General features: G+C 66.5%; 24 protein-coding genes. 9 read left to right on the top strand and 15 right to left on the bottom strand.

The annotated features are described in order from the left end of the window. The first annotated feature begins 203 nt into the window (after positions 1-203). From AC3WTE_RS15380 to AC3WTE_RS15370, 3 genes are read left to right on the top strand one after another with little or no spacing between them, the layout of a single operon-like run. Positions 204-1,385: an AAA family ATPase gene (locus tag AC3WTE_RS15380; RefSeq protein ID WP_492438732.1), complete on the top strand. Its 1,182-nt coding sequence runs from the start codon at positions 204-206 to the stop codon at positions 1,383-1,385. A gap of 28 nt (positions 1,386-1,413) precedes the next feature. Further along, positions 1,414-3,732, top strand: coding sequence for a S8 family serine peptidase (locus AC3WTE_RS15375; RefSeq protein WP_492438730.1), 2,319 nt, complete (start codon positions 1,414-1,416; stop codon positions 3,730-3,732). Between the two features lie 3 nt (positions 3,733-3,735). Continuing rightward, entirely contained in the window at positions 3,736-4,965 is a 1,230-nt protein-coding gene (locus tag AC3WTE_RS15370) for an SIR2 family protein (protein WP_492438728.1), read from the top strand. Between the two features lie 280 nt (positions 4,966-5,245). Here the strand turns inward: AC3WTE_RS15370 and chrA are convergent, their stop codons facing one another. The 3 genes from chrA to AC3WTE_RS15355 all read right to left on the bottom strand — a co-directional run bounded on the left by chrA (position 5,246) and on the right by AC3WTE_RS15355 (position 7,519). Then, positions 5,246-6,481 (bottom strand): chromate efflux transporter, encoded by a 1,236-nt coding sequence (gene chrA / locus AC3WTE_RS15365; RefSeq protein ID WP_492438726.1) that lies wholly within the window; start codon positions 6,479-6,481, stop codon positions 5,246-5,248. A 112-nt stretch (positions 6,482-6,593) separates the two neighbouring features. Then, positions 6,594-7,025 (bottom strand): chromate resistance protein ChrB domain-containing protein, encoded by a 432-nt coding sequence (locus AC3WTE_RS15360; protein WP_492438724.1) that lies wholly within the window; start codon positions 7,023-7,025, stop codon positions 6,594-6,596. Further along, positions 7,022-7,519 (bottom strand): Chromate resistance protein ChrB, encoded by a 498-nt coding sequence (locus AC3WTE_RS15355; protein WP_492438722.1) that lies wholly within the window; start codon positions 7,517-7,519, stop codon positions 7,022-7,024. The genes AC3WTE_RS15360 and AC3WTE_RS15355 overlap by 4 nt, the downstream gene beginning before the upstream one ends. A 109-nt stretch (positions 7,520-7,628) precedes the next feature. Here AC3WTE_RS15355 and AC3WTE_RS15350 point away from each other — a divergent pair, with 109 nt between their 5' ends. The 4 genes from AC3WTE_RS15350 (at position 7,629) to AC3WTE_RS15335 (ending at position 12,056) form a co-directional block, all read left to right on the top strand. Further along, a complete protein-coding gene (locus AC3WTE_RS15350) occupies positions 7,629-8,639 on the top strand; it encodes a YncE family protein (protein ID WP_492438721.1) in 1,011 nt (336 codons plus the stop codon). Between the two features lie 19 nt (positions 8,640-8,658). After that, positions 8,659-9,690 (top strand): DUF1259 domain-containing protein, encoded by a 1,032-nt coding sequence (locus AC3WTE_RS15345; RefSeq protein WP_492438719.1) that lies wholly within the window; start codon positions 8,659-8,661, stop codon positions 9,688-9,690. A gap of 57 nt (positions 9,691-9,747) precedes the next feature. Further along, a complete protein-coding gene (locus tag AC3WTE_RS15340) occupies positions 9,748-10,542 on the top strand; it encodes an ABC transporter permease (RefSeq protein ID WP_492438810.1) in 795 nt (264 codons plus the stop codon). 161 nt (positions 10,543-10,703) lie between these two features. After that, entirely contained in the window at positions 10,704-12,056 is a 1,353-nt protein-coding gene (locus AC3WTE_RS15335) for an MFS transporter (protein ID WP_492438717.1), read from the top strand. A gap of 314 nt (positions 12,057-12,370) precedes the next feature. Here the strand turns inward: AC3WTE_RS15335 and AC3WTE_RS15330 are convergent, their stop codons facing one another. The 10 genes from AC3WTE_RS15330 to AC3WTE_RS15285 all read right to left on the bottom strand — a co-directional run bounded on the left by AC3WTE_RS15330 (position 12,371) and on the right by AC3WTE_RS15285 (position 21,045). After that, the gene (locus AC3WTE_RS15330; protein ID WP_492438715.1) at positions 12,371-12,556 is read right to left on the bottom strand and encodes a DUF4192 family protein; all 186 of its coding nucleotides are present in this window, start codon (positions 12,554-12,556) and stop codon (positions 12,371-12,373) included. A gap of 223 nt (positions 12,557-12,779) precedes the next feature. Beyond that, positions 12,780-13,805, bottom strand: a complete 1,026-nt coding sequence (locus AC3WTE_RS15325) for a DUF3560 domain-containing protein (protein ID WP_492438713.1) — start codon at positions 13,803-13,805, stop codon at positions 12,780-12,782. Positions 13,806-13,921: 116 nt separating this feature from the next. Next, the gene (locus AC3WTE_RS15320) at positions 13,922-14,350 is read right to left on the bottom strand and encodes a hypothetical protein (protein ID WP_492438712.1); all 429 of its coding nucleotides are present in this window, start codon (positions 14,348-14,350) and stop codon (positions 13,922-13,924) included. After that, positions 14,347-15,231: a hypothetical protein gene (locus AC3WTE_RS15315; RefSeq protein ID WP_492438710.1), complete on the bottom strand. Its 885-nt coding sequence runs from the start codon at positions 15,229-15,231 to the stop codon at positions 14,347-14,349. Before AC3WTE_RS15315 ends, AC3WTE_RS15320 begins: the two co-directional genes overlap by 4 nt. A 216-nt stretch (positions 15,232-15,447) precedes the next feature. Further along, positions 15,448-15,732, bottom strand: a complete 285-nt coding sequence (locus AC3WTE_RS15310; protein WP_165682204.1) for a hypothetical protein — start codon at positions 15,730-15,732, stop codon at positions 15,448-15,450. A gap of 193 nt (positions 15,733-15,925) precedes the next feature. Beyond that, complete coding sequence (locus AC3WTE_RS15305) at positions 15,926-17,248, bottom strand: AAA family ATPase (RefSeq protein ID WP_492438708.1); 1,323 nt, start codon at positions 17,246-17,248, stop codon at positions 15,926-15,928. Beyond that, a complete protein-coding gene (locus AC3WTE_RS15300) occupies positions 17,248-18,462 on the bottom strand; it encodes a hypothetical protein (protein ID WP_492438706.1) in 1,215 nt (404 codons plus the stop codon). The genes AC3WTE_RS15305 and AC3WTE_RS15300 overlap by 1 nt, the downstream gene beginning before the upstream one ends. After that, entirely contained in the window at positions 18,459-18,662 is a 204-nt protein-coding gene (locus AC3WTE_RS15295) for a chemotaxis protein (protein ID WP_492438704.1), read from the bottom strand. Before AC3WTE_RS15295 ends, AC3WTE_RS15300 begins: the two co-directional genes overlap by 4 nt. Continuing rightward, a complete protein-coding gene (locus AC3WTE_RS15290) occupies positions 18,659-19,921 on the bottom strand; it encodes a vWA domain-containing protein (protein ID WP_492438702.1) in 1,263 nt (420 codons plus the stop codon). Before AC3WTE_RS15290 ends, AC3WTE_RS15295 begins: the two co-directional genes overlap by 4 nt. Then, a complete protein-coding gene (locus AC3WTE_RS15285; protein WP_492438700.1) occupies positions 19,918-21,045 on the bottom strand; it encodes an AAA family ATPase in 1,128 nt (375 codons plus the stop codon). Before AC3WTE_RS15285 ends, AC3WTE_RS15290 begins: the two co-directional genes overlap by 4 nt. A 257-nt stretch (positions 21,046-21,302) precedes the next feature. On the opposite strand from AC3WTE_RS15285, the gene AC3WTE_RS15280 reads away from it, so the two are divergent. Then, complete coding sequence (locus tag AC3WTE_RS15280) at positions 21,303-21,560, top strand: hypothetical protein (RefSeq protein ID WP_492438699.1); 258 nt, start codon at positions 21,303-21,305, stop codon at positions 21,558-21,560. Positions 21,561-21,670: 110 nt separating this feature from the next. Next, positions 21,671-22,024, top strand: a complete 354-nt coding sequence (locus AC3WTE_RS15275; RefSeq protein WP_492438698.1) for a hypothetical protein — start codon at positions 21,671-21,673, stop codon at positions 22,022-22,024. Between the two features lie 128 nt (positions 22,025-22,152). Here the strand turns inward: AC3WTE_RS15275 and AC3WTE_RS15270 are convergent, their stop codons facing one another. Both AC3WTE_RS15270 and AC3WTE_RS15265 read right to left on the bottom strand, forming a co-directional pair. Next, positions 22,153-22,611: a hypothetical protein gene (locus AC3WTE_RS15270; protein ID WP_492438697.1), complete on the bottom strand. Its 459-nt coding sequence runs from the start codon at positions 22,609-22,611 to the stop codon at positions 22,153-22,155. A 38-nt stretch (positions 22,612-22,649) separates the two neighbouring features. After that, positions 22,650-24,611, bottom strand: coding sequence for an RNB domain-containing ribonuclease (locus AC3WTE_RS15265; RefSeq protein WP_492438695.1), 1,962 nt, complete (start codon positions 24,609-24,611; stop codon positions 22,650-22,652). Positions 24,612-24,617: the final 6 nt, after the last annotated feature.

Genomic DNA, 24,617 nt, shown 5'->3' with positions numbered 1-24,617 from the left:
ATGGCGGTCAGCGGCGCCGGCCAGGTGTTGTTCGCCACTAGGGGTGGTCGCGGCGTAGCGGCCAACACAGTCCATCGGGACTTGTCGGACCCTGGGTTCATGATTTATCCGACGGGAACCCCACTGCGGTGGCAAGATCGGCTGATACGTCACCGAGACTTGCCGGGTTCGCGATCGATATCGACACATGTCAGGATGGGTCTGTGGCAACTGCACAGGTAGGTGGCATCAGGGCTTTCCGTGCGGAACTGGACACGCAGTCTGCGGAGTTCGTCGACGCTGTCAGCGCCGGTTTGCGCGGCCACCCGGCGCGGATGCAGCAGATGCTCGGGCGGGTGCTACGTCGGCCGCCGACAGCGTTGACTACCAACCCTGCCTTGCTGGAAAGTTTGCTGGCCGCGGTATCGACGATCACCGCGCCGGCTGGGCCGACGGCGGTTCACGACGACGGTGGTCTATCGCAGTGGTCAGGTCCGCGACGCGTTCCGGGGCGTCGGTTCACGTTGCCGCACGATCAGTCGGATCTGGAGCTACCGGAGAGCCTGGGTTGGGACAGCGCTGATCCTGTTGACCCCGTGCTGGATTCCTCCGTTCAACGGCTGTTTACCTCGATTGTTGAGGAGTACCGCAGCGAGTCCCTCAAGAATCTCGGTATCCCACCGACCCGTACGCTTCTGCTGACCGGCGACCCGGGAACTGGTAAGACGATGACGGCTCGATGGGTCGCCGCACAGCTGGGCCGGCCGCTGCTACGGCTGGACCTGGCGGCGGTGATGAACAAACAACTCGGCCGAAGCAGCCAAAACCTTGTTGCTGCACTGGAATCGGCTGCCGACACCAACGCGGTGCTGTTCATCGATGAATTCGACGCGATCGGCAGCGCGCGATCGAGCAGCTCCGATATCGGTGAAATCCGGCGCCTGGTCAATGTGCTGCTTCTCGCGTTGGACAGTTGGCCCGAAAACCACCTGTTAATCGGCGCCACCAATCACCCCCAACTGCTGGACGCGGCGGTGCACCGGCGTTTCGAGGTCACGGTGTGCTTGCCCAAACCCACAAAGTTTGCGCGCGAACAAATCTGGCAGACCCACATCCCTGCTCTATCCGATTCGGATGCGGCGCTGGTGGCGGCAATGTCTGACGACTGGTCCGGCTCAGACATCGCAACCTACGCATTGCGAATCCGGCGAGCGGCGGGAATGCAGAACCGGGCACCGAAGTTCGACGATGTCCTGGAGTTGTTCAGCCTCAATGGCTTCGACTGCGCAGATCAACCAGGGGTCATCGAGGCTCTCGCTGATCGCGGCTACTCCCAACGCAAGATTGCGTCGGTGGTCGGCGTCAGCCACACCACCGTGCAAAACAAGATCAGAAATCGGCGGTGAAATCCGCATCGCGCTCTAAGCTGAGCCGATGACCTCCAGCGTGGGCGGCGACTTCGATAATCCACAGTTTTCCCCATCGGACCGCCGTCCACTTCTGGTGCGCGGGGAGACCCTGAAACTCGACGTCACCACCCCCTCATCGGGCGGCGAGAAGACCTGGCCGCTCTCCCTTGAGGAATCAGTCGCCCTCGTGATCTCCCAAGCGGCTTCTGCCGCTGACGTTTTGGCGTCCACCGCTGATCGGTACATTACCGGGCGTCCTATTCTGGAGGTCGTGCTGCGCGAAGAGGCGTTGGCGGCCTCGTGGTACCCCAAACAGCTCTTCAAGCAATGTGGTTTTGTCCACGTCGGTTCGGCTGTCCTCAACAATGAGCGGACCGTATACGTCGCTATCCCCGATGATGGTCTGCAGAGGCTGCAGACCATCGCGCAAGGTGCGGCAACAGCATCGGGAAAAATCCAGGATGGGATACAGGCGCTGAGCGCCATCAGTGTCGCCCATGGGGTGCAACGTGATCAGGTACCCGACGGGGAAAGCGCTCTCGTCGAGATCGTGCTGCATGGACAACCCAATGCCGATGGCGTACCCGCGGTGGCGGGTGAGGCTACTGTTGAGAGCCTCAAAGCATTGATCGCCGAATCTGGTGGAAAAATCGAGGATGAATGGATACGGCACAGTGACACAACAACATTCGTTCCAGCTAGGGTCAGCAGCGCTGGTCTACAAGAAGTACTGAAACACAACTCGGTGCGGATCTGTCAGCCAATGCCACAGCTGCGGCAGTTGCCTATGCCGATTCCGCTCGATCAGCTGCCTCTGGGCTTCCATCAGTCTGCCCCGTCGCCGCGTAGTGATGTGCCGCCCTTGAAGGTCGCCGTCTTCGACGGCGGCGTCGATGCAGACAGCGACGTGTGGCAGGACAGGGTCGTCGGATGTGAAATTGGCACCCCAGCACCGACTGCAGCCAGCCGAGCGCACGGTGCGTTGGTGACCAGTGCGATGCTCTACGGGCATCTGACCGGTCAGGTTTTACCTCCGCCGGCGAATCTAGATATCACGCATTATGCGGCGATCCCGCAGGCGGGCCGTGAGCAAGACCTACAGATGTACTGGCTGCTGGACACCATGGCAGAAGTGGTGCGCCTCAACGATTTCGATGTCGTTCTCGTGTGTATAGGTCCAGACTTGATCGTGACAGACGACCACATCGACCGCTGGACCTCGACCATCGACCAACTGTCATTCGAGCATGACGTGCTGTTCGTTGTGGCTGCCGGCAACAACGGTGAACTTGACGCCGCCACCAGGATGAACCGGGTGCTGGTTCCCGCCGATACGGTCAATGGCCTGACAGTCGGGGCCGCTGATAGCCCCACCGGAACCACGGGCGCCTCCTACAGCGCCAAAGGTCCCGGGCGCACCCCGGCCCAGATATTGCCCACGGGAATCGCTTTCGGCGGATCGGAGTCTGAGCCGTTCGTCGCGGTCGACAACGACGGCACCCGATTGCAGTTCAAGGGGACAAGTTGTGCGGCGCCGCTGGTCGTGCACGGATTGGCAAACGCCGCCGCACGTTTGGGGCTGGAGTATCGGACATCGACGGTACTGCGTTGCTGCGCTGTTCATTTCGCCGAAACCTCCCGTGGCCAGCAGCATGACCATGTGGGATATGGCCTCCTACAATCGGACTATCCGGAGATCGCCTTCAACAATGCACATATCGTGCACGTCCTCTATGAAGGCCAAACCGCCCGCGGCGAAGTAGACGTACTCGCCCTGCCCATGCCCGATGGGATGCCCGCGCCAGTTGATATACGGATCACGCTCGTGTCGACATCGGAAGTCAACCCCAGCGACGCTGGTGACTACGTCGGCGCTGGACTGGAAGTCGCCTTCCGGCCCGACAACACGGTATACCGGTACACCTCGCCGAACGGGCAAAAAACGCGGGACCTGAGCGTGACCCGCGATGCCGACGAGATCGCCCGGATGGAGGCCCAAGGGTGGCAGCCTTCCAGCGCCCCAGTAACCCGAAGCTGGACGGTCCGATCGAAAACCGAGGCCAGCAGACGCGCCAGCGGTAAATGGGAGTCAGTTCGAGTAATCGACCACCAGCTCAAAAAAGCCGCGCCTGTGCAACCCCAGATCGAGTTAGCGCATTTCTCCCGCCAGCGCGCGGTGATGACAAGCGGCACTGCACCCCTCAAGTGGACCATGCTGGTCACACTCGAATGTCCCGCCGGCACCGAGCTTCATCAGGCCGTGCGATCCCAATTCCCAACGCTACGACCACATGTCATCACGATTGAACCCGAAGCCGGAACCGACATTGAAGCCAGCGAGTAGCCGATGAACAATAACCGAGTCACCTCAGCGGTCAACGCAATCCGTACCGCGCTCTCCAACAAGCAACTGGTGCTGATTCTCGGTGCCGGCGTATCCGCCGCCGCCACCAACGGCCATGAGCTCAGCATGTGGCAAGGACTGGTGAAACACGCCATTGGTCGCTGCGTGGAACTCGGCGAGCGCGACCAGGTGTGGGCAGACCGCGCCAACGCTGACGTCATCAGTCCCTACGATGACGATCTGATCGCGGCAGCAGAGAAAGCGACCAGCGGGCTGGGCGGCCGGGCGCACGTGCAGTACCGGCGCTGGCTGCGCGAAACCGTCGGGTCACTGCATGTCGAAGACACGACGCTCACTGATGTCATCAAACTCTACGCCGAACGCGGAGTCCTCATCGCGACAACGAATTACGACGATATACCGTCAGATGTGACTGGATGGCCAGCCGTCACCTGGCGTGACAACACCATGATTCAACGGGTCTTCCGCGGCGATGACCACGCGATCGTTCACGTTCACGGCCATTGGCGCGAGCCTGGTTCTGTGGTGTTCGGTTCGTCGTCGTACGCGGACGTGCTTGGTGACCAACACGCCGGCGAATTTCTCCGAATGATGGTGTGGGGCAAGACCGTCGTCTTCTGCGGATTCGGCGCTGGCATGCGCGACCCCAACTTCACTGCACTGCGCAAATGGATGCAGACATACGCCAAAAGCGAATACTCGCACTACCGGCTCGTCCGCAGCGATGACGTGCAGACCGCTGAGCACGAGCACCATCCCGACGAACACATCGTCGTGGTGCCATTCGGAGCGAACCACCAGGACCTGCCGACGTTCCTCAACTCGATACTGGTGGGTGGACCGTTCCGCGCCACCGACGACTCCGACGCGGCATCGGCGTCTGCGCCATCCACATCGGCCCAGAGCATCCCCATCGTCACACCGCCCGCGAGCCAGGAATCGCGAAACAAACTGTCCGAGATGGCAACCCGTTTCGCCGCAGTGAAAGCCGTCGCCGCCGACGCCTCCAACCCGTTGATTGGTGCTACAGGCGAAATCATCGATCCCTCGGTCCGAGACATATACGTCCGCTTCCAGAACTTGTTCGCCGACGAAGCAGAGTTCGTCATCAGCGCATCGTCCGCGTCGGCGCTGACACAAGTTGAAGCCGACCAAGCCCTCGGCGTGGGCCAGCGACTAGCAGTCCTACTGGATAATCCACCGCCACCCTGATCGCCGTTGGGGCGGATAGTCGGGGCAGCGTGGTCGCGACAGTTCGAAATGGGCTCGACCAGGTAACCCCTAGGTCGCATGGGCCCGTGCGGCTGCTGGCCGCCTCCGGGGATCAGCCCGCCCCTGGTGCTGCGCGGGCTCGGTGAGCGCGCCGCGGGTTGCCGCATCTAACCGCTGGCGTCACCGTAGTAGCGATCCTCGAGTTGACCATCGAACTTGCCCTACGGTCAACTCGAAGACCGCCACTACGGCACCCCCTGAACCCGCCCCAGCGGTGGGTCTAGTGGTGCAGGACCAGGCCGAGGACCGCGGCGGCGACCACGATGTAGGGTTCGTTGATTTTGAAGCGCCACAACACGATCAGGGTGACGGCGGCGATGGCGGCGGTGGCGATGTCGGTGACTGCTTGGCGGGTCAGTACCACCACCGCACCGCATAAGGCCCCGGCCGCGGCGGCGGTCGCGCCGGCGACGAACGCGCGCAGCTGCGCGTTGGTGCGGTGGCGGATGAACCACCGGCCGGGGATGACCACGCCCAGATAGATGGGGGTGAAGATCGCGAGGCTGGACACGACCGCCCCGGGCAGCCCGGCGACCAGGTAGCCGATGAACCCGGCACTGATCACCACCGGGCCAGGGGTGATCAGACCCATGGCGACCGCGTCGAGGAATTGGTCGTTGGTCAGCCAGTGGTGTTGATCCACGACGCCGGCGCGCATGAACGGCACGATCGCCAGCCCGGACCCGAACACGATCGCCCCGGTCTTGAGGAAAAACAGGCCCAGCGAGGTCAGGGTGCCGGCGCCGATCCCGCCCGCGGCGATCATCAGCGGTGCCGCCGAACGCTTCTCACTCGGCGATCCGTCGTGCCCGTCGTGGTTCTCGCCGTGACCGGCGGCGCGGTTACGACGGCGGGGCCAGCGCAGGGCGGGCCGCGCATCCAGGGCGATCATCAGCAGCCCGGCGCCGAGGATGACCAGCACCGGCTCGGACCCGGTGGCCGCGGTCAGCGTGAACACCGCGGCGCTGATCGCCCAGAGCCGCCAGTCTGTGCCGTCGGTGAGGCGGACCAGTTTGATCCCGGCGAGGGTGATGATGGCCATCACCGCTGGGGCGATCCCGTAGAACAGGGCCTGCACGATGCCGGTGGCCGCGTAGTGCTGGTACACCACGCCGGTGGCCACCACGATCGCGAACGCGGGGGCGACGAACGCGACAGCAATGGCCGCGGCCCCGGCGGCGCCGTGGCGCAGATAGCCCACCCACATCGCGACCTGCGCGGCCAGCGGCCCGGGCATGGTCTGTCCGAGGGCCACCCCGTCCAGGAAGTCTTGGCGGTCCATCCAGCGGCGCTGCTCGACCAGGTCGCGCTGCATGTAGCCGACGGTGGCGATCGGCCCGCCGAACCCGATGGCCCCCAGTTTCAGGAAATAGGCCAGCAGCCGCCCGAACCCGGGCGGCTGGACCGGGAGGTCCCTGACCTGGCCGGCGCCGTCGACGTGATCACCCTTACCCACATCATGAATGTAACCATGGTTGCATCAGGCATGCTCGGCTTCGGATCGTGCTGATCGTTTCTCTCCCGGTGCGGGACCCCCGGAGGCCGTCAGCGGGCCGTCAGTGGGGCTGTTAGGCGGGTTCGTGGCCGAGCAGGGTGGCGCGGCGGAAGAATTCGTACAGCCCGTCGAAGACCGGGCCGGTGACCGCCAGGATGGTGGTGTCGTCGGCGATCATCGACAGGCCCCGCAGCACGGTATCGAGGCCCGGGGCTTCGGGGGCGTGGAAGCGTTCGTCGTCGATGTCGGCCTCGTGCACGATTTCGGCGAGTTTCCACAGCACCGGGTCGGTCAGCTCGTAGCGGCGCAGGATGGTTTCGAAGCTGCAGTCCCCGCCGTGGTGGGACAGGTCGACCCCGCGCATATCGAAACCGGTGGCGTCGCTGGGTAATTGGGACGGGTCGGCCAGGAACAGGAAGTCGGCGTCGGGGTCAATGTGGCGGCGGATCAGCCAGGCGCAGGCGGCCCGGTCGATGTGGATGCCGGCGCGGGTGGCCCATTTCACGGCAACACCTCCTTCGGGGCGGCTGTCGGGATGGCGGTGCGCGCGAGGGTCTCGATCGCCGCGACGGCCCGTTCGCGCTGCGGCGGCGGGAAGTAGTCGCGGCGGGTGATGCGGCGCAGTTCGGCGCGCAGCCGCCGCGCCAGCGACTGCGGATCGGCCGTGCGCGCCGGCCCGGGTGCGGCTTCGGCGATGAGGGCTTCGTACTCGGCGGCCCGGGCCGCGGCCATGCTGGTGGCCAGTTCCCGCTCGGCGGCCAGGGTGGCCGGCCGGGCGATCCAGACCGACGCCGACCCGGCGGCCTCGATGATTTCCTCGGCAATCCATTCCAGTTGTTCGCGGGTGCGGGCATCGGCCGGCAACGCGACCACCCCGTCCCCGAGCTGCCCGACCCCGAGGCGTTTGAGTTTGCGCCACACCGCGATCCGGCGCGTGGATGGTTCGCGCGGCATCCGGTACGACAACAGCACCCACTGCCCAGCCTCGCCGGTCGCCATCTGGTTCACCTTCCCGCGGCACATCCCGCCGCCCCTGGTCGGGCCCTGGTGCGCGCCGCACCCTCCAGCGTAGGGTTGCAACCATGGTTACACACCAGGGTTGGCGGTGGTGAGTCGACGCACGATGCGACTGGCCGGCGGTGCCGCCGCGCTGGCCGTGCTGGCGGGGTGCGCCGCGGATCCGCCTGGACCGCACACCCTGCCCTGGCAGCAGGCCGGCACCACCGACCTGACCGGCGGCACCGGGCGTTTCGACTACACCACCCTCGATGCGGGCCGGGGACTGCTGTTCATTGCGCACATGGGCGCCGGGCAACTCATCGAAGTCGACGTGCACCACCACCAGGTGGTGCGCACCATCGAAGACCTGCCCGACGTGCACGGCGTGATCGTGGTCCCCGAGGCGCATCGGGTGTATGCCACCGCCACCGGCCGTAACCAGGTCGTGGCCCTCGACGAGGACACCGGCACAGTCATCTTCACCGCGCCCACTGGCGCCTACCCCGACGGACTGGCCTACGACCCGATCCGGCACACCGTGTGGACGACCAACGAGAACGCCGGCACCGAAACCGTCGTCGACGCCGCCACCGGCGCTCCCGTGGCCACCGTGCCGCTGGGCGGGGATGTCGGCAACGTCGTCTACGCCCCAGCCACCGACAAGATAGTGGTCGCGGTGCAGGGCCGCGGTGATCTGGCGGTCATCGACCCCGCCACGCACACCGTCACCGACCGGATTGCCACCCCGGGATGTCAAGGGCCGCACGGTCAAACACTCGACACCACCACTCAGGTGATGTTCGTGGGCTGCGAAGGCAACGCCACCCTGATCACCGTCGACCTGGCCACCAAGACGGTCATCGATCACCAGCAGATCGGTGATGACCCCGACGTGCTGGCCTACGACCCGGCCCGCCGCCGCGTCTACGTGGCCGCCGAAAGCGGCTGGGTCAGCATCGCCGAGCACGACCACGGCCACCTCACCGGCCGCGGCTCGGCGCACGTGGCCGACGGGGCCCACACCCTGGCCATCGACCCCGGCACCGGCCACACCTTCCTGCCCATCGCCGACCCCGGCCACGGCACCCCGCAGCTCTGGGAATACGCCCCCACCGCCTGACCACACGAAAGGCACCCTCATGCGCCCGACCAGCATGCACCGGATCAGCCCGATCACCACCAGTGCTGCGCTTGCCGCGGCTGCGCTGCTGGCCGCCGCCCTGGCGGGCTGCTCGAGTACACCGAACTTGCCGGCGGCCAGCTCATCGGCCAACCCCTCTGCAACCGCGACTACGAGCGCGGCGGCGCCGACCGCGCAGGCCCCGGTCGCCGTGGCCGGTGAGGGGGAATGGAAACCGGTCACCGACATCCTGGGCCGCACCGGAAAGCTCATGGACCGGGGCACCGTCTACCGAATCCCGCTGGTGCGCTCGGACTTACACGTCCAGACCGAGGGCGTGGACATCGCCCCGGGCTTGTCGTTGGGCGGGTATGCCGCGTTCGTCCGCTACACCGACACGACCATGGTCATGGGTGATCTGGTCGTCACCGAAGACGAACTCCCGCACGTCACCGACGCCCTGCACGCTCACGGCATCACCCAAACCGCGCTGCACAAACACCTACTCGCCCAGACCCCACCGATCTGGTGGACCCATATCAGCGCCATGGGCGACCCCACCACCCTGGCAGCCGGCCTGCGTGACGTTCTGGCCGCGACCACGCTGCCCGCACCCACACCCGCAGCGCCGCCGGCCACCGCACCCAACCTCGACCTGGACACCGCCGCGATCGACGCCGCCATGGGCCGCGCCGGCACCGCCGACGGTGGCCTCTACAAATACAACCTGGCCCGCGCCGACACCATCACCGACAACAACCACCAGCTCCCCCCGGGCACCGGGGTAACCACGGTCATCAACTTCCAGCCCCTCGGCGGCGGAAAAGCCGCCATCAACGGCGATTTCGCGCTCACCCAAGAGGAAACCCAACCAGTCATCGCGGCGCTGCGCGCCGGGCACATCGCGATCGTCGAACTGCACAACCACATGCTCACCGACCAGCCCCGGCTGTTCTTCCTGCACTACTGGGCCGTCGACGACGCCGCCACCCTCGCCAAAGCCCTGCGCCCGGCCCTGGACGCCACCCACCTGGCCCCGCCGACCAAATAGGATGCGCCCGCCGACTCGATAACCGTCGCCGCTTCAATGGATTTCATGAGTGTCGTGATGTCCTGGGCGGCAGCGGAACCGACGTCGGCAGCCGCGTCCTTGACCTCCACCGGGGCGCAGCCCGTCCTGAGCGTCGCGCTGGTCGTGGTCTGTGTGCTCATGGCGCTGGCCGCTGCAGCGGTCTACCGGCTCGCCGACCTCGGCCCACCGCTCACCGTGCCCTGGGCAGCCATTCGAGGCTCCATCCAACTGGCCGCGGTTGCCGGTGTGCTCGCCGCGGCCATCGCCCGGCTATGGTCCTCAGCGCTGATCCTGGCGGTCATGTTCGCCGTTGCCAGCGTGACCGCCGCCCGCCGCAGCGAGGCCACGCGCGGATCGGCATGGCTGACCGCATCATTGGCCGCCGGGGTGCTCGCCGTCATCCCCGTGCTGCTGCTCTCGGGTGTCGTGCCCATCACCGGGGTGGCGATCGTTCCGATCGTGGCCATCGTGCTCGGCAACACCATGACCGCCGTTGCCGTCACCGCGCGACTGGCGTTGCAAGCTCTCCAGCAACGCGTCGGTGAGGTCGAGGCTGCACTGAGTCTGGGCCTGAGCGAACGAGATTCACGCATGGAAATCGTCCGCGGCACCACCACCAACGCCCTGCTGCCCGCCGTCGACTCCACTCGAACCGTTGGACTCGTGACGCTGCCCGGCGCGTTCGTCGGGGTGCTGCTGAGCACCGGATCACCAGGGCAAGCCGCAGCCGTACAGATCCTCGTCCTCGTCGCGCTCCTGCTCGCGCAGACCTGCGGCGCCGCGCTCACCGTCGAGCTGATCGCTCGCGGCCACCTCAACCACCACGGATGACGCCGACAACCACGATGCCCGCGCCCGCCTCCGAGCGACGGACCCGACAGGCCAGCGCTTGCTCTACTATCTACGCAGCCATGCAGATATAGAAGCGGCCGCCCTGACCGCGAGGAAATCCGGGGCGCCGCCAACTGCCCCCATCATATGAGCGCCCGAGGATGACCATGTCACTGTTCAGCTATCGCGACTACCGGCATCTGTTCGCCGCGCAAGTCGTCGCGCTGTTCGGCACCGGGCTGACCACCGTGGCGCTGAGCCTGCTGGCCTACCAACTCGCCGGCGCCGATGCCGCCGCCGTGCTCGGCACCGCGCTGGCCATCAAAATGATCGCCTACGTGACCGTCGCGCCGATTGCCGCCGCCTATGCCGACCGCGTCCCGCGCCGACTCATGCTGGTGGGGCTGGACCTCATCCGCGCCACCGTGGTCATCGCGATGCCGTTCATCGATCAGGTCTGGCAGATCTACCTGCTCATCGCCCTGCTGCAGACCGCCTCGGCAGCGTTCACCCCAACCTTCCAGGCGGTGATCCCCGATGTGGTGACCGACGAGAACGACTACACCCAGGCACTATCGGCCTCCCAGCTGGCATCGACCATGGAGAGCCTGCTCAGCCCCGTACTCGCCGCGCTGGCACTGACAGTGATGAGCTTTCACTGGCTGTTCGCCGGCACCGTCGTCGGATTCCTGCTTTCCGCGGCGCTGGTGGTCAGCTCCCGCATCCCCGACGCCACACCCAGTGGCCGCGGAAACATCTGGGAGCGCACCGCCGCAGGCATCCGCATCTTCGCGGCCACCCCCAGGCTGCACGGAGTGCTGGCCCTGGACCTCGTTGTTGCCGGATGCGGCTCCATCGTGATGGTGACCACCGTCAACTACGTCCGCGACGCGCTCGGCCGGCCACAAGCCGACGTCGCCTGGCTTCTGGCCGCATCGGGCACCGGCACCATGATCGTGGCCCTACTATTGCCGCCGGTCCTGCAACGCATCCCCGAACGGACCGTAATGCTCTGCGGCGCAGTACTGCTACTGATCGGAGCTACCGGCGCCATCAAACTATCGATGGCCTCTGGCCCGCACCGCTGGGAGATGGCCCTGACCATCTGGTGGATCATCGGCTCGGGCATGAGCCTGATCCTGACACCGGTCGGCCGGGTACTACGCCGCTCATCGGCGCCATCGGATCGGCCCGCGATCTTCGCCGCCCAATTCTCGCTCTCACACCTGTGCTGGCTCCTGACCTATCCCATCGCTGGATGGGGCGCAACGCTTCTCGGCTTCACCACCACTTGGTCGATCCTGGCTGCCATCGCCACGGCCGGCGCGATTGCCGCGGTCTTCACCTGGCCACGCCACGACCCTGAAGAACTCGCCCACACCCACGATTCCGCCACCACCAGCGATGACCACCTCGGACACGACGCAACACATCTCGGCGACGGCGTGTTCGAGCACGTCCACACCTTCATGATCGACCAAGAACACCTGCGTTGGCCCGAACCCACCAAGTAAGACATCGCAGAGGCGCACTGGCGTCATAGCGACCCTGCACCGTCAACACCCCTAATTGGAGACTCTTATGAGCCAACTGTTTCCGGTTAAGCCCCAACAACGCCGCACCCCTAACCGGGAACAGTCGTAGACGCCCCGAACCGACCCCAGATAACCAGAGTCCTGAGCCTTCGTCGGCCGCTGTCGGTCGATCTGCAAACCAGCAGGCGAATCGCCAGGCCGCCGCGGCGGCTCGGCCCCGCGTTCCGAAATCGGCCTAGCCGCGTTCCACGGCCTCGAACCCCATCAGGGCTGATCAGCGGTGTCGGGGTTTTCTACAGGTCCCCGCTGGTGTTATTGCGCTGCGCCACTGACGCGATCTGGTCCGCCGCTTCCTCGGCATAAGCCAGATCCACGCGAACGCACATCCCGACAGCCCCATCAGTGACGGTCACCGCGACCAGAGACTTCACCGGAATGAACCCAAGCAGCGCCGGAACCGACAGCAGCAAGTCCCGCATAGACGAAATCGTGAACATGACAACCAACCCCTTCGAGGTTTTGAACGGGCCCACCCGGGTGGCGTGCCCTTACACCGATGAGCATAAAGGACCCCACCGACAAGAACTGCCACCGAAACACGTTCCACCCCAACGGGTTACCGTCTATCCTCCCCGCCTCGGCGTGGGGCGGGGAGGATAGACGGTAGGGGTCACCCCGCGTGTCTATCTTCGTAGCGTTCGGTTACCCGCCAGCCTGATCGGCGGCCTCGACAGTTCGCACGCCGCCCACGATCCGCACCGCCGCCCCGTCTGCGGTGCGCACCCGGGTGATCTTGTCGAACGGCAGCAGACCGCCATAGCCGGCGACCCGCACCGTTTTGGTGTTCACCTTCACCACGGGGGTCCACTCACTCCACAGATGCACCAGATCGCCAGGCACAATCGTGGCGGCGTCCCATACCGCAGCGCCGGCCTGCGCGGCCTGCTCGAGTTGACGCGTCCAGTAGATGATCTGGTCCTGCGTATGCGTGATGTCAGCGAGTACCCGGTCCCGGTACGCCCCGCCGGCCGGGACGATGGTTTCGACGTGTTTGACGCCGCGCCCATCGACGAACACGGTCCGGGTGTGGCCGTCGCGGGTGCGCTCCAGCCGACGCAGGTCCGCATTCAGGCGCTCGATGCGCCGGCGGATGACCGCCGGCGCATACCGAAATCCGGTGGTACTGGCAGCTGCCGCCGCTCGTGAGGCTGCGGTCTCGGCAGCATCGGTGGCGTCGATCGCTTTACGGGTCGCGGTGTCGGCACGCTCAATTGCCTTGCGATGCCGGGCTTCCGAGTGGTGGCCCACGAGGATGGGCTGCCCCATCGGGGGGAGCAGGTTGTGGGCGTGCTGCTCGTTGGCCCAGGCGCTCTGCGCCGCCGCGGCTTTGCGGTCGGCTTTGGCTTCCAGTGCCTCCGCGCGCTGTTCCTGGCGGGCGACCGCTGCGGTCTCGGCATCCTCGGTGGTCCGGTAGGTGTCGTCGATATCGACGGTCACGGTGAAGCCGGCCTTTTCCAGCGCCACCTTCGTCGCGTCGATCAGTGCTGTCTTGGCGCGGGTGTCGCGGGATCGCTGGACGTACCAGCTGCCCAGATTGCGCGACCAGCGCCACGCGCCGCCGCGACCGGACACCGCCTTAAGGACGTCGGCGCTGCCGTCGCCCCTGCTGGTTCCCTCGATCAGGGTTCCCTCGGCGTGGGTGTGGGTGATGGTCAGTGATGTACTCACCGCTGGCTCCTCTGCGGGATTGGTCGAGCCTGCCCGGTTGGCGTGCTCCTACATTTCTCACCGTAGACTCCGGGTCCGACAGATTCGCCAGATATGTTGGGTGCCGGATTCTTTCGTCAGTTCTCGGCGGGCCACACCAGCAGATGCGCTTCGATTTCGTCGAGGTGCGCGCGGACGGCTTCGTCCGCATCGGAAGCCAGATATTCCCGGGTTTCACCGATGATCAGGTTCTGGATCATCCAGCGCCGCGGCGGCGGCACTGACCGGGATTCACCGCCGAGGGCCTGCGTCAGGACGAGGTCGGCCAGATCAGCAGCAGCAGAACTCATCTCATCGAGACTATCGACGTCCTCGTCGTCACCATCAACCGCGGCCTGCCACTGTGCGATCGCGCGCTGCACACGGGCAGCGGCATCCTGGCAGCTGCCCGAGGCGGGGTCGGGGTCGTAAGTATCCACCTCGGCGACGCTGATGCGCAGACGCAACGGCTCTCGTGCGCCGAGGTGCATCACGACCACGCGATCGGAAATCATGTTGTCGCTCATGACAGCACGTCCCGTGCCGCTGCCCAGAATCGGTCCTCGTCAGCGATTTGCGCGGTCAGCAGGACAGCCGCGGTGTCGATGATCTGACCGATCACCGTCGCTGCATCATCGAGAACCTCTGGGAGCAGATCACGCGCCTTATCCAGGTACACCGTCACCGATCGGTAGGCCCGCTGCGTTTCGCCGGCAGTGTGCACACTCAGGACCACGTTCACCCCGTCATGCACTCCGGAGCAGTCATAGGCCGGTTCGATGTCCAAGACTACGGTCTCGGCCCTAACGCCGGGACGCAGGCCCTGCACGGTCAACCACGCCGCCGCGTTGGTGTCGGGCCGCTGGAACACATCGAGCATGAGGCCGTGCAACGTCTCGGCTAAGTCCACCGACTCCGCACTGGGCAGGGCGTCGCCGACGATCTCCTCGAGGCCGGCCCGGTCCGGCAAGCCGGCCCACCACGCCGCGTACGCCGCCCCGTCGCGGGTAACGGTCATCGGGGCCAACACGCCACCCAGGCGGCAGGTCCGATCATGCACGCCGCGCCACAACACCACCGGTTCCTGTTCGGTGATCCGGCCATCGGCGAACACATACCGCCACCGGATACCCTCGTCGTTCTCCCACACCAGAATCCGATCCCCCACATACGGTGCGAGCGCAGCAAGGACCTGGTCCACCGGGTCGTCGAACGCACCCCGATACCCGGTGATGACCACACCGCCGCGTACCTGCTGCTCATCGAGCGCAAACCCCAATTCGGTGAGCAGCTCGCGCCAGCTGCCGACCGGCGCGCCCAGGCCCACCTCGACGGCACCCATCGCCTCGTCGAAATGCTCGCCCGCGATCACCAGCGACCCATCCATCAATTCCACGTCGTAGCTCATGACACCCGCTCCAGAGTTTCCCGGGCCGGCCCCGCTGGCCAGCCCACACAACACCGATCCTAACGCCTGCATCCGACATCCGAAGGTGTCTAAACACCCTGTCCCCCAACATGACTGAGTTCAACTCCCAGGCCCTACGAGGGGCGGGGAGGCGCCCGGGTCGCCCGGGTCGCCCGGGTGCGGGGGCGGCGAGCTTGCTGGCCACCCCCGCGGCGCTCACCGAGGCACTTCGTCCTCGGAATACCAGGACTCGCCAGCAAAATACGGGTCGAAGTCCTCGGGCGGATGCTCCGGATACCGTTCCCGAATCCCCTGCATCACCGGGGCCAGCCGCTCCTCATTCACCTGCTGATGACGCTCACACCGCGGATAGGACAACCCCGATCCCGACATCGCCAGATACTCGTGCACCTCACCCTGACAACCCTGCGGACCATCGAGGCACTCATCAGGATCGAACCGATCCAGGCACTCATCCCCAACCGACACGTCGATATCCACCCCGACCAACTCCTCACATCAACGGGCACACCCTGATGACGTGCCCCTACCAACACCCAGAACACTACCCGCAGCCACCGACACCTACTGCCCACCAACAGGTTCCACACTCCCAACCCTGTGGCACTCTCCCCGCCTCGGCGAGGGGCGGGGAGAGTGCCAGCGTCGCGCCACACCCTCGCGCCCGGTCAGGCTAGGCAGCACCCAGGCTCACCAACACCCCCAACGCCTCCCCGGCCAGCGGGTCATCACTGGCCGCAAGCAGCCCCGCCGTCGCCGGGTCGGTGACCAAGCTCAGGTGCGCCCGGTGGCGGCTCAACGTGACACAGACCCGACCAGGGTCCACCGCGAATTCCTGCACCTGCCGGTACCCCGCCATCGGGTGCAGCGCCACCACGGCGGCACGTTCCATGCCCTGCAATCCATTGGTGGTGCCAATCAGCAGGTCGGGTACGTCAGCCAGCAGGGCACGCACCGCCCCAGCCTGGGCCACGTGCGGCACCACCACCGCAATGTCCTGCCCTCGCAACAACTCACTTCCGCCAGCTCGCCGGTACTGATACCCGAGCAGCTCGCGCACCCGCTCAGCCACCGCCGTCAGCAGCACCGGATCAGTCGGGCCGTGCTGCGCGGGCACTGTCACACAGTCGATTTCGGCAAGTTCCTGCCCGCCGTCGCTGACGATGGCCTCGGCGGGCCGACGTGATGTGAACGGCATGTCTTTGTAGAAGTGCTGCGACAACAAGGAACAGGTATCCGGCCCCAGCCGCCACGAACTCGTCAGCTCGTGCACGGTCATCGCCGGGCCGTGCGCGGCCAGCAGCGCAGCCGGGGCACTTTGATGCGGGCCGGTGGCCTGCCCCTGCCAACGGGCAGTCGAGCCGGTCACCACCGGCGCAATCTGCCCCGAATCCCCGACCAGCACCACCTGGCGGGCCAACGCACCCAACGCCCCCACGTCCGCGTAGGTGGCCTGCCAGGCCTCGTCAATCAGAAGCACGTCCGCCGCCCCCACGGACGGATCAACGTACAACCAGCGGGCAGCGGTGCCGATCAGGATCGCCCCTCCGGTAGGGTGCGTCCACCGCACCTGCCGACCTGTCACCGTCGCGAGGTCTTTGAGGCCTCCGACTTTCGCGGTCGCTGACGACACGATCAGCGCATAGCGGTCACTGACCGCACTCATGCGCCGGGCCAGCTCCAATGCCTGTTCGCGGGTCTGCGCCGCCACCGCCACCCGCAACCCTGCCCGGTGGGCCAGCGCGGCAGCTAAAAGCGTTGTCAGGCGGGTCTTTCCAGCGCCCGGACACGCCGGCGAAATGGTCGCAGGGTCACCCGACCACACCGCCAGCAGGATCCGCGCCAGCATCGGATCGTTGAGCAGTTCACGACCCGGCCAATCCTGCACCGGAGCCTTGGCCGGCGCTTTCGGGGCACCCGTCCCTGCGGACGGGACCAGGGCAGCCGCCGCCGGGGAAGCGGTGCTGGACACCAAATTCTTTGGCAGAGTGCGCATTACGTGTCCTCTCGATTGTCGTTCTCGGCGGCGGCGATGATGACGGCCAGCGGCACATCGCGGCGCACCGGCGCGGGGGTCACGCCTTGGGACAGCCAGCTATAACGCTGCCGGTAAAGCCGTGACACCACAACGCGATTGGAGCGGATCGTGGCTGCACTCGGCGGTGCCGGGATGACCGTCACCGTCTCCCCGGCACCGGGCCGGTAGTCGCTGCGCTTCAATGCGCCGATGGTCACTAGCAGCGCGCCCGTCTCAACTGCCGTGGCGACCACTTCCCCACCGAAGCGGCCTCCGCTGCCGGGGATCGCCGCCAGCGGGTCACCGACCCAGCCGAGCACCGCCGACCCAGCCCGCAGTCGGGTGTCCAACCGGCCTACCTCGACGGTGACGCGGTTGCCTGCGCTGCCCGCCCCGATCACCACCTGCCCGGTACACACATGCCCGGTATGCACGCCCCGCGCCCGCCACAACGGGTCACCAAATAGCGCCGCTGCGAACGTGTCAGCAGCATCGCACCGGCTGCGCAGCCGCATCGCCGCCAGCGCCAGGGTCTCCGGTACCTCCCAGGACCGGCCTGCCGCCAGTGCCTCCTGGTAGCGCGCCAGCAGCCAGTCGTCGTCTTCGCGCAACATGTCCAACCCCGCCAATAGCGGCCCCTTGGTGACCGCGTCATGCCACCGGGGCAGGCCCACCAACCCGACCGGGGCACCGAACACCCGCCGCCACGCGGCCCCATCGTCGGCCCCCGGTACCGTGCCGAGCACATAGCGCGCCCGCGACAGCGCTAGAACATCAGCCACGGCACTCGTGCCGGGATGCGCGGCCCGCTCCACCCACCACCCTGCCAGCGCCGATCCTGCCGCAACGTCCATCCGGCCACTGAGCGCCGGATCGGCCCACCGGGGCGCCAGGCCCGCCAGCGCGGTCAGGGTCGCCCCGCCCTCGATCAGTGCCGTGGCACCGCCGCCAAGGTCACCGGACGTGCAGCCTGCCGCGCGGGCAATCGCCGCCAATCCTTCGGCCCCGCAGCCGGAATGAAGGTTCCCATCCGGTCCGATAGCCTGCACCCGCACTCCAGCGCCGGTGCGCCGCGCTGCCACCGCCACCCGCACATCGCGGGCCGGTGCGGGGTTGTGGCGCAGCCGCGCCACCGCCCCGCCACGGTCGCGGGCCACCTGACGCAGCGCCAGATCGAACAATGCCGCCGTCACTGGTCCGACCCCTCGGCAGCCTCGGATGCGGTCAGCGCGGACGCGGCGGCGGCGAAACCGTCCGCCAGTGCCCTGGTCGCCAGATCGTCTCGGTCACTGCTGGCAGCGGCCCGCACGGTATCGGCCGTCCAGCCTGTACCGGCCAGCACCGAGTCGGCCCACTGGCCGAACCGCGACGGTGCAGGCCGCTGCCTGCTCATGCCGCCACCGATGCCGGGGCGGGTGCCGGGGTGACCCGAACCATCTTGGCCCACCGTGGCGTGGTGTCCACGGCATGCGTGCCGATCAGTGCCACGATCAGCGGGACCGGCAGACGCCGCGCAGGCCACGGTGTACCGCCATCGGTAAAGCACACCTGCACATTGCTTTTCGGCCTCGCCGCCAGCGCCGCGTTGATCCCGATGCACATGTCCGTGCCGCCGCCACCGGTCAGTGTCACATCAGCGATAGAGCGCACCGGGCGCGGAATGGTCGCTGCCGCATCACAGCACGTGACCCGCACGCTCGCACCCGTGCTCCGCAGCACGGCCCGCGTCTCGGACAAGGCGGCGGCAAGATCGTCGCGGCCCATCGATCCTGACGTGTCGATGATGAGATCGACCACGATTTTCGGTGCCCGCAGGGTCGGCAGGATCAGCCCACCGGGAGCGCGGCGGTTGGGCCGACGCCACGAATGGTGCACCTGGCCCGCCTGGTCCTCAACGGCCCTGCGCACCGCAGCGCGCAGAACTTTGGGCCAGGGCACCACAGCAGGAGCCAACTGGCTTTCGGCCCAGCGTTGCACACCCGCTGGCACTGATCCCCGGCCCGCGCCGCCTTCACTGGCTGCCGCCTGCACCGCACGCGCCACCGCCGTGCGCACCAATTCCCCTGCCTCGCGGGATAATCCAGAGCCGCTCCCCAAGTCCACCCCCGGTGCGAGTTCACCGGGAAAAGGTGCATCACCGGCACCGGACCCGCAGCCCACTCCGTCATCCGGCGTCGGCGGTGGCGGGGGTGTACCGGGCGGGATCAGATGCCGGTAGTAGACCTCGGCGGCGCGGCCATCAGCGCAGCCGAGCGCAGCCGGGGTGACCGCGCCGTCTGGCAGTCCCAGGCCTGCGGCAAGCAGGTCGTCGTTAATCTCGGCGTCACCGGCCAGATTCCAGTGCATCCGCGACAGCGGCAGGCCCAGATCATCGGCTCGCGCCGCGTGCATCCGAATCAGGTGTCCGGCCTCGTGTAGAAGTACCCCGCCACTTTCGGCGATGGTCCAACCACCGTCGCCGCCGAGCATGATCGGATCGAGGTAGAGCCGCCAGTCAGGCGACACTCCGAACGTACCCAAACCCGGTGCGGCAACGGGGATCATCGCAAACACGGCTTTGGCGAAGTACGGCATCATTTCCACCGCCGCCATCCGCGCCAGCCGCAGCCGACGCCACTCATCGGCGGTCAGCGCCCGCACCGCCTCGCTCATGCCACGGCCTCCGCACCGGATGCCGCCTTGTCGAATTCCAGACCGGCAGCGACCAGTACGTCATGGAATTTGCGCGCTGCCGCAGGAACTTTCGCCCCTGCCGGTCGGGCCACCGCCAGCGACCGTGCTGCCGCCCCGGCTACATCAGGGGCACCGCTGAGCGCCGCAGACACCAACGGCCCCCACGCCCGCACCCACGCATCATGGGTGCCGCGCCCCGACGCCCACGCCACGACACCGGACAGCACCGCCCACACCTGGTCGGGCCGTGCGGTTTTCCAATCCATGATCGACGGATCGGCAATCACGTCCGACACCGGAGGTAAGTCCATATTGGCCCGCCACTCAACGAATTCGGACCCCACGCCGTCGCCCAGCAGCCCCAGTACCGCCGTGGTGATCGCCGCCGTGTCGTCGGACCGCAGATAGGGCAGCACCCGCGACACCGCGTGCCAGGACCGCCGCGACGGCCACGCCCGGCCCGCCGCCTCATCGGTGTTCGGATACTGGTGCAGGACACCGGGTTGCGTCTCCACGAAGGCGCAGACCTGGCCGACCTCATCAGCGGCCCGCAACTCATCTGCCGCCACCGCCCGCGAGGCAGGCAACGTCCCGAATCCCGAGCGCATGCCGGTCAGCCACTCATCGGCGGTCGGTTCAAAGTCCACGTGCAGGAACCGATTCGCCATCGGGGGTGCCAGATCACTGCCGCCTGCGCTGCGGTCCGGTGGGTTCGCCGCTGCGATCACGCGCACCGCCTCGGGCAGCCTGCGCCGCCCGACCATCCGTTCCAGCGCCACCGTGAGCATCGCCGCCTGCACCGCCGGACTGCACGTAGACAGCTCATCCAAAAACAGGTACCCCGATTGATGCTCGAAAAGCGTTCCCGCCCAATCCGGTAACGCCAGTGATTGCACTGCCCCATCGACCACCACCGGCCACCCGGCAATGTCCACCGGCTCACGCTGGGACCCGATCACCGTCTCCACTGGCACCCCGTCCGCATGGGCAAGTGCCCGCACAACCGCGCTCTTGCCCATGCCGGGATCACCCCACAGCAGGCACGGAACCGCAGCGCGCGAAGCGGCATCGATAACCGTCACACTCGTCGCCAAATCAGCCATCACACAAACCCCAATCGGGAAACAGACCCACCCTGCTGGCGTGCCTTGACACTCCTAAACTAGCAGGCTGCACCGACAAAACCACACACGAAACGGGCTGCACCACAGCAACATTGACCCCACCCTCTCCGCCCCGGCGAGGGGCGGAGAGGGTGGGGTGTGGGGCACAGGATCAATAGGCGATGTCCTATCCCGGTGGTACGTTCCGGCTAAACGAATGGGGCCTACCTGCCCCGCAGGAAGGTGGGATGCCGACGATGCCCAACATCGATGCCGGCGCGGCCCAACCTCGACGAACGAACGCGTGGGTCCTCGAGGTCCTGTCCGCCACTGGGGGCACTGTGCCCGCCGTCAGTATGAAGGCCACCAACGGCGACCACGTCGAGCACTTCGACGTCTCGCTCTGGCCCGCGGGATGGCGGATTCTCCGCCTCGGACTGACCATCCCGACGGTTGTCCGTCAAGCTGCGATCCGCCTGGCCATCCGCGGGACGCGGCTGGGGACGGCCAGGTAAGCACACAACCCCGCTGGAGGCTCCTCGGCTGCCACTGCCGCCGCGTATCAGGTTGGTGCATTGACAAGTAGCCTGTGCCCACACAGGACCACGATGCTGGGGAGGGCGCCATGGCCTACACGAACGCGAACACAGCGGTGCCGGCAAAGATTGGGCGGCTGTTCGATGTGATGCACCGCCGCGGGGAGCCCGAGCTGTCAAATCAGCTTGCCGCCGAAGGCATTACCGCCACAACCGGTGTCGACATCAGTGCGAAGTACTTGCAGCAACTGCGCTGCGGAGAGATACCCGACCCCAGCGCGTCCCATTTGCGGGCGATAGCCGAGTACTTCGGTGTGCCGGCGGATTATCTGATTACCGACCTGCCCGACATGGAGCGTCAGCTGAGCATTCTGAAAATCTTGCGCGACGCAGGCGTCCGGGACCTCAATTCCTGCACAGTGGTCTGCGACGGCCGAACCTAATCGGGTGCCCGCGGTTCATACCGCACCGCTGCCAGCAGACCGCCGGCGGCCACACCGAAGCCCACGCTCCCCCGCCTGCGCTCGACCTGCCCCGTGCCCTATTCCAGCGTGATCTGCACGCTCGGACATCACGAGATTCGCTCACTGCCGCAGTCGATGGCACTGAGGTCGGGGTCGGCGTCAATCACCACCGGTGCGACGTTCCAGCGATCCAGCAGCGCATCGAGATTGGGCACGATCTTGGTGTAGGGGTGCCCACTGGCAACCCAGCGGGCGATGGGCACGGCGGTGTAGTCGCCGCTGGTTGTTTCTTGCGGCCACCACCCGTACGCGGCGGCCCGCGCGATGATCCGAGCTGTGCACTCCCAGTCGGTCACCTTCTCGCTGGCACGCAAACGGGCCGCGGTGTCGCCACTGACAGCGTGCTCCCAGGCACGTTCCGGGGTGCCGCGTCCGCACCAGTGCGGCCAATCCCAAAAAGCCTGCCGCACAGCGGCGATGTTAGGTGTAACAACGTAGGTTTCCGTGGCGGTGTCGTTCTGGACCTCGATACCACCGGAAGTGCCGATCGCCACTTCGCGTGTCATCTCATCTCCGGTTTCACCGTGGAGGCTTTCTTCGGCAGTCAACTCGACGCATCTCCTTCGTCTTCCTGGTTCGGGCCGGGGGCCGTTAGCAGGCTCGACAGCAAGCCGGTGGCCGCGGCGACCTTTGTTGCCTTTTTCGATGCCCCTGCCTCGGTGTGGCTCAGGCCGGCGAAGCCCACGGTGCAGGTGAACACCGGAGCGTGCGGGGGGCCGTCGGTGGTGAACGTGTAGTCGACGACGCCGAGGTGATGTGTGGCCGCGAAATCCGCCAGCCACCCCACGGGGTTTCCCAATGCGGCGTTGCGCCGGGCCGGATTCAAGGCATCGAGCTGCTGGCGCACATCGTCCGGCAGGGTGCTGGCCTCGGTGACCGCCAGCGGTGCGGCAGCGGGCGCGGGCCAGTGCGGCTGGTCGTCAGGCCCGGCGAGGGCGGCCAGGCCATTGATCCCCAGTAGTAGTTCCCACATCGCTTGTGTCTGAGCGGTTTTCTTGGCTTGCGCGGTTTGCCACTGCCCGATCTGGTCCCCCATCCGGGCCCGGACCGCGAACACCGGCCGGTGGTCCTCGCTGTGTGGGTCTCGGCTCTCTTCGACCTCGACGGGCACCGCTCCCTCGACGATGGTGGCGAATATGCTCAAGGCAGATGGCGCGAATTCGGGATGCTGAGCACGCACCGCTGGGTAGAACCGGCGGCGGATGTTGTCCCAGGCTGGACCGGCAGCGATCATCCGGCCCAAATCGGCCGGGGCCAGGACGCCGGCGTTGAGCCGGCGCACGAGTTCGGTTTCGATTCCCGGGCTGGGTGCGACTGCCGTCATGAGATCGAACATCTTGCGCCACTGTTTCGGTTCGAGGGCTGAGTAGTTGCCGTCGAGGATCCGCTGCACGCGTTCGCGGCGGCTGCGCTCCTTCATGTGCACTGCGGTAGCTTGCCGCCGTTTTTCGACGGCAGTATTGATTTCCCCGGCAAGGGTGTGCAGAGCTGTCGATGGGTAGGGGTGCTCGCGGCCGGCGATGTGGTCGCAGATGATGCGTTGGGTGACCAGGTCGGCGTAGCGACGCAACGGGGAGGTCGCGTGGCAGTAGGCCTCCAGTCGCAGCCCGTGATGCCCACGCGGCGCGGCGTCATAGGTTGCTTTGCCCAGGGTGCGATTGACTCGACTTTGCAGCTGCTCAAACAGTTCCGGGTCGTCGAGTGCCGCCGCGATGTCGGCGGCCAGGTCCGTTCCGCTTTCCCCGATCAGGCTGGTGCGGTGATTGCGGAACAGGATCGGCACATCGCGGTCGATGCACCATTCGGCGATCGCGGCGTTGGCGGCGATCATCATCTCGGCCACCATCACGTACCCGCAGGTGCGCTGTTGCGCCGGGATGGCCACGATGGCCCCTTCTTCGCCGATCGCATACCCGCGCAGCAGGTCGTAGATGGCCAGCGCGCCGCTGTTGCGCCGCCGAGCCAGGAGCAGCTGGGCCAGCTCGTCGATGTCGGTCAGGAGTTGATGATGGCCATGGCTGGCATCGACCAATGCTGTCGGCACCTGCTGGTAGGAGACGCGCTGGCAGCTGCCGGCCTGCAGCCAGACACGGTCAACCTCGGTGCCGATGCGCTCGCCGGAGGTATCGAAGGTCATGGTCACCGACAGTGCCTGCCGGCCTTCAGAGGCCGACAAGGTTGCGGCCCGCTCGGCTGCACCGCCGAGCATAGGAATCACCTTGTGCGACAAATATTTTGACTCTCCAGCCGCGCGCGCCTGCTCATCGGTCGCGCTGCCTTCTGCAATGATCGCGGCGACGGCGGCGACGTGAACGGTGGCCACCCATCCGTCACCGATCCGATCGACCCTGATCGCGTCATCGAGATCGCGAGACTCCTGGTCATCGATCATCACCGAAGTCCGGGCGTAGGACTGCAACCCTGCCCGTTCGTGGGTCGCAGCCTCGCTCACAGCCGCGGTGACCATCCCGGTTCGATACGGCGAGGCGTTGTCTGAGTCGATCATGTCGGT

The organism is Mycobacterium sp. FW102-FHT13B02 (assembly GCF_058790275.1).
This window is presented reverse-complemented; position numbering and strand designations above follow the sequence as displayed.

What these genes read in the sequence shown, in the direction of transcription:
- AC3WTE_RS15375 (WP_492438730.1), top strand. Translation starts at nt 1,414, where the DNA reads ATGACCTCCAGCGTGGGCGGCGACTTCGATAATCCACAGTTTTCCCCA.
- AC3WTE_RS15370 (WP_492438728.1), top strand. Translation starts at nt 3,736, where the DNA reads ATGAACAATAACCGAGTCACCTCAGCGGTCAACGCAATCCGTACCGCG.
- AC3WTE_RS15355 (WP_492438722.1), bottom strand. Translation starts at nt 7,519, where the DNA reads ATGGCGACCGGCGAGGCTGGGCAGTGGGTGCTGTTGTCGTACCGGATG.
- AC3WTE_RS15345 (WP_492438719.1), top strand. Translation starts at nt 8,659, where the DNA reads ATGCGCCCGACCAGCATGCACCGGATCAGCCCGATCACCACCAGTGCT.
- AC3WTE_RS15340 (WP_492438810.1), top strand. Translation starts at nt 9,748, where the DNA reads ATGTCCTGGGCGGCAGCGGAACCGACGTCGGCAGCCGCGTCCTTGACC.
- AC3WTE_RS15335 (WP_492438717.1), top strand. Translation starts at nt 10,704, where the DNA reads ATGACCATGTCACTGTTCAGCTATCGCGACTACCGGCATCTGTTCGCC.
- AC3WTE_RS15330 (WP_492438715.1), bottom strand. Translation starts at nt 12,556, where the DNA reads ATGCGGGACTTGCTGCTGTCGGTTCCGGCGCTGCTTGGGTTCATTCCG.
- AC3WTE_RS15320 (WP_492438712.1), bottom strand. Translation starts at nt 14,350, where the DNA reads ATGAGCGACAACATGATTTCCGATCGCGTGGTCGTGATGCACCTCGGC.
- AC3WTE_RS15315 (WP_492438710.1), bottom strand. Translation starts at nt 15,231, where the DNA reads ATGAGCTACGACGTGGAATTGATGGATGGGTCGCTGGTGATCGCGGGC.
- AC3WTE_RS15305 (WP_492438708.1), bottom strand. Translation starts at nt 17,248, where the DNA reads ATGCGCACTCTGCCAAAGAATTTGGTGTCCAGCACCGCTTCCCCGGCG.
- AC3WTE_RS15295 (WP_492438704.1), bottom strand. Translation starts at nt 18,662, where the DNA reads ATGAGCAGGCAGCGGCCTGCACCGTCGCGGTTCGGCCAGTGGGCCGAC.
- AC3WTE_RS15290 (WP_492438702.1), bottom strand. Translation starts at nt 19,921, where the DNA reads ATGAGCGAGGCGGTGCGGGCGCTGACCGCCGATGAGTGGCGTCGGCTG.
- AC3WTE_RS15285 (WP_492438700.1), bottom strand. Translation starts at nt 21,045, where the DNA reads ATGGCTGATTTGGCGACGAGTGTGACGGTTATCGATGCCGCTTCGCGC.
- AC3WTE_RS15280 (WP_492438699.1), top strand. Translation starts at nt 21,303, where the DNA reads ATGCCCAACATCGATGCCGGCGCGGCCCAACCTCGACGAACGAACGCG.
- AC3WTE_RS15275 (WP_492438698.1), top strand. Translation starts at nt 21,671, where the DNA reads ATGGCCTACACGAACGCGAACACAGCGGTGCCGGCAAAGATTGGGCGG.
- AC3WTE_RS15270 (WP_492438697.1), bottom strand. Translation starts at nt 22,611, where the DNA reads ATGACACGCGAAGTGGCGATCGGCACTTCCGGTGGTATCGAGGTCCAG.
- AC3WTE_RS15265 (WP_492438695.1), bottom strand. Translation starts at nt 24,611, where the DNA reads ATGATCGACTCAGACAACGCCTCGCCGTATCGAACCGGGATGGTCACC.